General features: G+C 35.2%; 7 protein-coding genes and 1 pseudogene. 1 reads left to right on the forward strand and 7 read right to left on the reverse strand.

Translation table 11 applies throughout. The features are described 5' to 3' along the window. The first annotated feature begins 245 nt into the window (after positions 1 to 245). Positions 246 to 359 (forward strand): annotated as a pseudogene (locus AB1422_14795) (GxxExxY protein). A 245-nt stretch (positions 360 to 604) separates the two neighbouring features. On the opposite strand, the gene AB1422_14800 reads toward AB1422_14795, so the two are convergent. The 7 genes from AB1422_14800 to metK all read right to left on the reverse strand — a co-directional run bounded on the left by AB1422_14800 (position 605) and on the right by metK (position 6,401). Next, positions 605 to 2,086: an HD domain-containing phosphohydrolase gene (locus AB1422_14800; GenBank protein ID MEW6620581.1), complete on the reverse strand. Its 1,482-nt coding sequence runs from the start codon at positions 2,084 to 2,086 to the stop codon at positions 605 to 607. Positions 2,087 to 2,167: 81 nt separating this feature from the next. Then, positions 2,168 to 2,644 (reverse strand): PTS sugar transporter subunit IIB, encoded by a 477-nt coding sequence (locus AB1422_14805; GenBank protein MEW6620582.1) that lies wholly within the window; start codon positions 2,642 to 2,644, stop codon positions 2,168 to 2,170. 30 nt (positions 2,645 to 2,674) lie between these two features. Further along, a complete protein-coding gene (locus AB1422_14810; protein MEW6620583.1) occupies positions 2,675 to 3,079 on the reverse strand; it encodes a PTS fructose transporter subunit IIA in 405 nt (134 codons plus the stop codon). Positions 3,080 to 3,099: 20 nt separating this feature from the next. Next, complete coding sequence (locus AB1422_14815) at positions 3,100 to 3,354, reverse strand: hypothetical protein (GenBank protein ID MEW6620584.1); 255 nt, start codon at positions 3,352 to 3,354, stop codon at positions 3,100 to 3,102. Positions 3,355 to 3,356: 2 nt separating this feature from the next. Next, positions 3,357 to 3,614: a hypothetical protein gene (locus AB1422_14820; GenBank protein ID MEW6620585.1), complete on the reverse strand. Its 258-nt coding sequence runs from the start codon at positions 3,612 to 3,614 to the stop codon at positions 3,357 to 3,359. Between the two features lie 61 nt (positions 3,615 to 3,675). Beyond that, positions 3,676 to 4,932 carry an adenosylhomocysteinase gene (ahcY, locus tag AB1422_14825; protein MEW6620586.1) on the reverse strand — a complete coding sequence of 419 codons (1,257 nt, stop codon included), beginning with the start codon at positions 4,930 to 4,932 and terminating at the stop codon, positions 3,676 to 3,678. A 329-nt stretch (positions 4,933 to 5,261) separates the two neighbouring features. Further along, positions 5,262 to 6,401, reverse strand: coding sequence for a methionine adenosyltransferase (metK, locus tag AB1422_14830; protein ID MEW6620587.1), 1,140 nt, complete (start codon positions 6,399 to 6,401; stop codon positions 5,262 to 5,264). Between the last annotated feature and the right edge of the window lie 316 nt (positions 6,402 to 6,717).

A 6,717-nucleotide genomic window follows, 5' to 3' on the forward strand; every position in this document is an offset into this window, starting at 1 on the left:
TGGAAAACAACAAATTTCCATAAATTTCTATTAGTTTCTATTAATTTCAATTTTTTTAATAATATCTCCCTATCTCCTTAATCTCCACATCTCCTTTTGTTACACCACCTGAACGCTTACAAAAAATTGGATTATTTCAAGGAGTTTTTGTGCGAAGATTTTTTACTCTTCAGGACTGAAAAAATTGGTAACTATTCACCACGAAGGGCACGGAGAGCACGAAGTGAAATTTGATGAATTATCGAATTCATGAAGCTCAAATATTGACATATATGAAATTGGCAAATATCAAGGTTGGTCTATTGATAAATTTCAATGTGGAAAGATTGAAAGAAGGCATAAAGAGATTTGTTCTGTAACATCTTCATGTCCTTCGTGCTCTTCGTGGTGAATAGTTACATAAAAGATTAAGTAATCGTTTAGGTAACAGGAATAATATTGAATATCGAATGTAGAATGATGAAGTTTCTGGATTTTTCTGTTTGGCCGTTTTTATACTTTGAACATTCTACATTCGATATTCTACATTCTACATTCAATATTTTGTAAGTGTTCCGAAATCTCGATCAATATTAGTAACTCAAGACCTGAACGGTTACTTTCTCTATTCGTTTAATATCTTACCTTTTTCAATTGCACTCAGGAATGCCCTGGTTACCTGTGGGTCAAATTGGATATTTGAATACTTTTTTATCTCGGCAATGGCATAGTCTATAGTAAACTTGTCCCGATAAGGTCTATTTGAAGTCATCGCATCAAATGTATCGGCAATAGCTAATATCCTGCTGCCAAGAGGTATATCTTTTCCTTTTAATCCGTTAGGATAGCCTCTACCCTCAAATCGTTCATGATGATGGAGTATGATGGGAACAACCTCTTCCATTTGTCTTATTGTGCCTATAATTTGAGCACTTATGGTGGGATGTTTTTTTATCTCGCTATATTCTTTTTCATTTAATTTTGATGGTTTATGCAAAATTTCCTCCGGAATACCTATTTTACCCACATCATGTAAAAGCCCGGCTAAATATATTATTTCTTTTTCCTTAAACGAAAGATTAAGTTCCTCAGCTATGGCTAAGGCTATTTTGCTTACTCTTTCAGAATGACCGTAGGTATAAGTATCTTTTGCATCGATGGTTGAGGATAGAGATTTAACCGTATTGAAAAAGAGTTCTTTAGCATCTGTAAATAGCCAGAAATTTTTAATCGCTATTGCCCCTTGAGTAGCCATAGCGGTAAGCAATTTTAAATCCCGTGATGTAAAAATACTGCGGTCTATTTTATCGGTCAAATTTATGACACCAATAATCTCTCCGACTGCCTTCAAAGGAACCGATATTATTGGCAGACTAATAAACGATTTAGTTTTATATCTTTTCATTCTTTCTTCTTCAGAGAGATTTTCTGCCTCTGCATCCGAGACAATCAAGGGTTTCCCCTCTTTTACGACCTTGCCCGCAACTCCTTCTCCTACCTTTATTCGAGTATTTTTGACTATTTCTTGAGGGATGCCATGAGCGGCAACAATTTTAAGAAATTCACGCTCACGGTCAAGAAGCATTAATGATGCCCGTTCTACTCGGATTATCTCTACTGCCTTTTCCACTAACATTTGACATATTTCATCTACATCAAATATATTACTTACGGTCCTGGCTATCTCGTATAAAAGATTTAATTCTTCATAAAGCACTCCCACTTCTTTAGCCATATCTTCTTTATTTATAAAGTTTTGGATAATATCATTGATTAACAGAATATTCTGTTTAATCTCTTGTTTTTTACTGGATAGCCCACAACCGATTAAAACCCCAATTGTTCCTTCATTAGTAATTATAGGTAATCCTACTCTTAAATATTCAGTATCACATTCTTGGACACAGGATTGACCTGAACTCATTACCTCAGAGAGGATAGAAAGGTGATTACCCATACATCTTCCTTTATGTTTAATCAATTCACAAAGTTTAGTGCTCTGAAATACCTGTTGGTTAGAATCAACAATAAATAAAGGGATACCTGTTATTTGGGCAAGTTTATTTAATAAATCTGTTTTTTGTAGGAATTCTTGAATATACATCATAATACCTCAAATAGTAACTATTACAAGATGCTTGTGTTACTTTACCCATCAATTGAGTAGCGACCAAGCATTGTCTACTCTTTATATATGGTCAAGGAGATTAGCCGCTGGAGACTCAGGTGAAGTTCTTACTTCAAGTTCAATTCCATAATTAGCGGCTAATTGACGACATACCTGCATTTCTTCATCATTCATTGAAATAGAAGGAAATAACTGTTTTCTGTCCGGTGTAAATTTCATTCCTCCGACATTTATATTTTTAATAGAGACACCCTCCTGGACTAATTGCAGGGCATCTTTCGGATTAGAAATAAGTAATATGGTAGGAAGTATGTCAAATTGTCCTTTTTTGATTAAGTCAGCGGCTTCATTGATAGTGAGAATAAATATCTTTATTTCATCTGGGGTAGCTATCCTCATTAATTTCTTTTGAGGTTCATTTTTAGCGACTTTATCGTTGGCAACTACGATTTGTTTGCACCTTAATGCCCTTGCCCAGCCGATGATGACTAAGCCATGAATAAATCTATCATCAATTCGAATTAAATCTATAGCCATGATAATTATCTTAGAATAATATTCCCTATTTTATTCTTTTTTCCCCTTCAATAGTTCTCTCAGACTTACAATATCTTTTCTTGATGATTCTTTGGCTTTTTTAACTGCCTGGTGTAAATCTAAATCTTGATGAGACATAAGACTGATAATCATCGGTAAATTTACTCCACAAATTACCTCAATTCCTTTTTGTTCAAGAAACTCACCAGCTACTTTTGAACAACTACCGTGAAGTAAATCTGTTAATAGGACTACACCATCTCCTTTATCTACTTTTTTAATGGCATTTGAAATTTTGTTAGATAAATCATCCAATCCTTCACTCGGGAAAAAAGAGACGATTTCTAAATTTTCCTTTTTAAGCCCTATCCATTGTCCAGTCTCAACAAGTTTAGCCCCTAATTCACCATGTGTAACAATAACTATTCCAATCATTTTCTTAATCCTTCTCCATTTTATCCTTTACTTGAAAAATAGAATGTTACCGCACAACCTAATAAACCAGAGAAGATTGACCAAACAACAAGAACAAGATTAAGCATATCCTTAAAAGAGAATTTATCTACGGGTAAAATATAAAGAAGGATTGAACCTGAGATGATAGAGATGGTTATCAACACACCCGAAAGCCAGATTAACATTATGATTACTTTTATTCTTGATTCTTCTCTTTTTACTTCTATTTTTTCGGTTAAAGTTTCTTCAGCCATTCTTATATTTCCCCTAATTTCCTTGCAGAAAAAATTGTAAATTTCCCACACTTAGGACATATATATGTTACTACAGGAACACCTCTATCAATATCAAGTCTAACTTTTCCACCTGATGTTTTTTCTATTTTTGACAAAACATATAAATCTTTAACTTTTTTCAATGGTATGTTACACTGCTCACATTTATAAGGTATTAATATCGCAGGCAATTCCTCTACTTCAACAGGTATTCTATCTAATGTAGGAGTAACAGACATTCTTTTCCACCTCCTTTATCCCCCGCCAGCGGGGAACATTCTAACCAAATTGTTCTTTATTTTAAGTTCCCATTTCCCATGCTTGTAGATATTTTTGTTGTTCTGGCGTGAGAGTATTGATTTCAATCCCCATAGATTTCAGTTTTAAAAAGGCAATTTGCGAATCAATCTCTTTAGGGACTGTATATACCTTTAATTCAAGGTTTTTAGCCATTTTTTTCATATATTCGGCGCATAAGGATTGATTTGCAAAACTCATATCCATAACCTGAGCGGGATGTCCTTCTGCGGCGGCTAAATTTACTAATCGTCCTTGACCTAATAAGTTAATCCTTCGTCCATTTTTCAAGGTAAATTCTTCGACTGAGTCTCGCATATCTCTTTTAGAGGCAGATAGTTCCTTAAGTTGGGTTAGATTAAGCTCGACATCGAAATGGCCGGAGTTACAAATAATTGCTCCATCTTTCATTAATTCAAAATGTTCTTTTCTAATCACGCTGATATTGCCACTCACAGTTACAAAAATATCCCCAATTGGAGCGGCTTGTTCCATTGGCATTACCTGATAACCATCCATAGCCGCCTCCAGAGCCTTGAGAGGGTCAATTTCGGTGATAATTACTCTTGCACCTTGACCTTGAGCTCGCATTGCTACCCCTCGACCACACCAACCATAACCACAAACAACAAAATTAGTTCCAGCAATAAGTTTATTCGTTGCCCGAATAATTCCATCTAAAGTGCTTTGGCCGGTGCCATAGCGATTATCGAAGAAATGTTTAGTTTGAGCATCATTTACTGCCACAATCGGGAATTTTAAAACCTTATTCTTTTCCATACTCCGTAACCTAATCACACCCGTAGTAGTTTCTTCAGTGCCACCGATAACATTTTTAATTAATTCCTGTCTTGTGGTATGAATTGTAGAAACCAGATCTGCCCCATCATCCATCGTAATATTTGGCTGGTAATCTAAAACGCTATTTATATGTTTGTAATAAATATCGTTATCTTCACCTTTAATCGCAAAAACAGGAATTTCATAATCCTTGACCAATGATGCGGCAACATCATCCTGGGTACTTAAAGGATTAGAGGCACAAAGGGCAACATCTGCCCCACCTGCTTTCAAAGTGATAACTAAATTGGCTGTCTCAGTAGTAACATGTAGACACGCACCTAATCTTATTCCTGACAATGGTTTTTCTTGTTCAAACCGCTGTCGAATTAATTTTAAAACAGGCATTGAATAACTTGCCCATTCAATTCGTAATTTGCCTTTTTCGGCTAATCCAATGTCTTTAATATCGTAATTCATTTTTCCTCCTCTTTATTGGTTAAATTAGAGTTCTGCAAAACCAGGAAACTGTAGTTTTTAAGCGGGTATTCAAAAAGCAAAATGCAAAAAGCAAATATAAAAATTACATATCAAAATGTAAAATTATCTCTTTCCTTTCAGCGTTAAAATACTTGAAGCAAAGATATTACCAAATTCCTCCAACTCTTTGAAAAACTATGCTACTTCCTTTTTGAAATTTGATTTGTAATTTTGCATTTTGATATTTGATATTTGATATTTAATATTTAATATTTATTTGTTGTCTCCCACAAATCCTATTTTGCAGAACCCTATTGGTTAAATACCAATTACACCTTATTCTTCAACAATTCAACCTTATCTGTTTTTTCCCAGGTGAATTCTTCTTCTTCTCGACCAAAATGTCCATAAGCCGCTGTTTTACAATAAATTGGTCTAAGAAGATTTAGATGATTGATTATCCCTTTCGGAGTAAGTGGAAAGACCTCTCTGATTAATTTTACTAATTTTTCATCTTCAATTTTTCCGCTACCGTAGGTATTAACCATAATGGATACCGGGTCAGCGACACCGATAGCATAGGATAATTGAACTTCACATGCACAGGCTAATTCTGCGGCAACGATATTTTTGGCGATGTATCGTGCCATATAGCATGCGGAGCGGTCAACCTTGGTTGGGTCTTTACCTGAAAAACAACCACCACCATGTCTTCCCCAACCACCATAGGTATCGACCATTATTTTTCTGCCAGTAAGTCCTGTATCTCCTACCGGACCTCCAATCTCAAATCTCCCTGTTGGATTGATAAAAAACTTAGTTTGCTTATCCAGAAAATCAGCCTGAATAGTTTTTTTAATTACCTCCTCAATCACTCCTTCTCGAATATTTTCTATGGTTGCTTCTGGGTGATGTTGGGCAGATATAATCACCGTATCTATCCTTGCTGGTTGCCCATTTTTATATTCTACGGTTACCTGGGATTTTCCATCAGGTCTCAGAAAATCAAGAATTCCTCTTTTGCGGACATACGCTAATCGCTTAACTAATTTGTGGGCTAACATAATAGGTAATGGCATCAATTCTTGAGTTTCATTTATGGCATAGCCAAACATCATTCCCTGGTCACCAGCCCCTTCTTTATCCACACCTAAGGCAATATCTGCGGATTGTTCGTTAATACAGGTTAATATTGCACAATCTTGATAATCAAATCCATAGTCAGGAACAGTATATCCTGTGGATTTAATTACTTCCCTTGCTACCTTAGGTATTTCTACATAACAATCAGTGGTAATCTCACCGGCAACTAAAACTAAACCCATTCCGACTAATACTTCACACGCTACCCTTCCTTTTGGGTCATTGGCTAAAATTGCATCCAAAACTCCATCTGATATTTGGTCGGCAATTTTATCCGGATGCCCTTCTGTTACAGATTCAGAAGTAAATAAAAAGTTTTTTCCCATTTTTGGTATTTTCCTCCTTTTGTGCTTTTGATGTTGTTAGTTTATCATAAATCAATTAAATTTGCAACTACTTTTTTTATAAATTCTGGTAACCGTTCACCGCAAGATGCCACAGAGACGCAGAGAAGAAAATTAAAATTTATTTACGATACGCTTAACATCCCTGATTTTCATCAGGGATGGATTAACAAATCGGTGGTGTCTGAAAATAACTCTAATAGTGAAATCTATGCAGATTTGGTGTCCAAAAGGGATTTCCTCCAAAGAGCAAAATGCAAAAAGCAAATATAAAAATTACATATCAAAATGTAAAATT

Source organism: bacterium, from assembly GCA_040757115.1.
Taxonomy (GTDB): Bacteria; UBA9089; CG2-30-40-21; order CG2-30-40-21; family SBAY01; genus JBFLXS01.

Coding starts and splice junctions, on each gene's coding strand:
- AB1422_14800 (MEW6620581.1), bottom strand. CDS start 2,086: ATGATGTATATTCAAGAATTCCTACAAAAAACAGATTTATTAAATAAA.
- AB1422_14805 (MEW6620582.1), bottom strand. CDS start 2,644: ATGGCTATAGATTTAATTCGAATTGATGATAGATTTATTCATGGCTTA.
- AB1422_14810 (MEW6620583.1), bottom strand. CDS start 3,079: ATGATTGGAATAGTTATTGTTACACATGGTGAATTAGGGGCTAAACTT.
- AB1422_14815 (MEW6620584.1), bottom strand. CDS start 3,354: ATGGCTGAAGAAACTTTAACCGAAAAAATAGAAGTAAAAAGAGAAGAA.
- AB1422_14820 (MEW6620585.1), bottom strand. CDS start 3,614: ATGTCTGTTACTCCTACATTAGATAGAATACCTGTTGAAGTAGAGGAA.
- ahcY (MEW6620586.1), bottom strand. CDS start 4,932: ATGAATTACGATATTAAAGACATTGGATTAGCCGAAAAAGGCAAATTA.
- metK (MEW6620587.1), bottom strand. CDS start 6,401: ATGGGAAAAAACTTTTTATTTACTTCTGAATCTGTAACAGAAGGGCAT.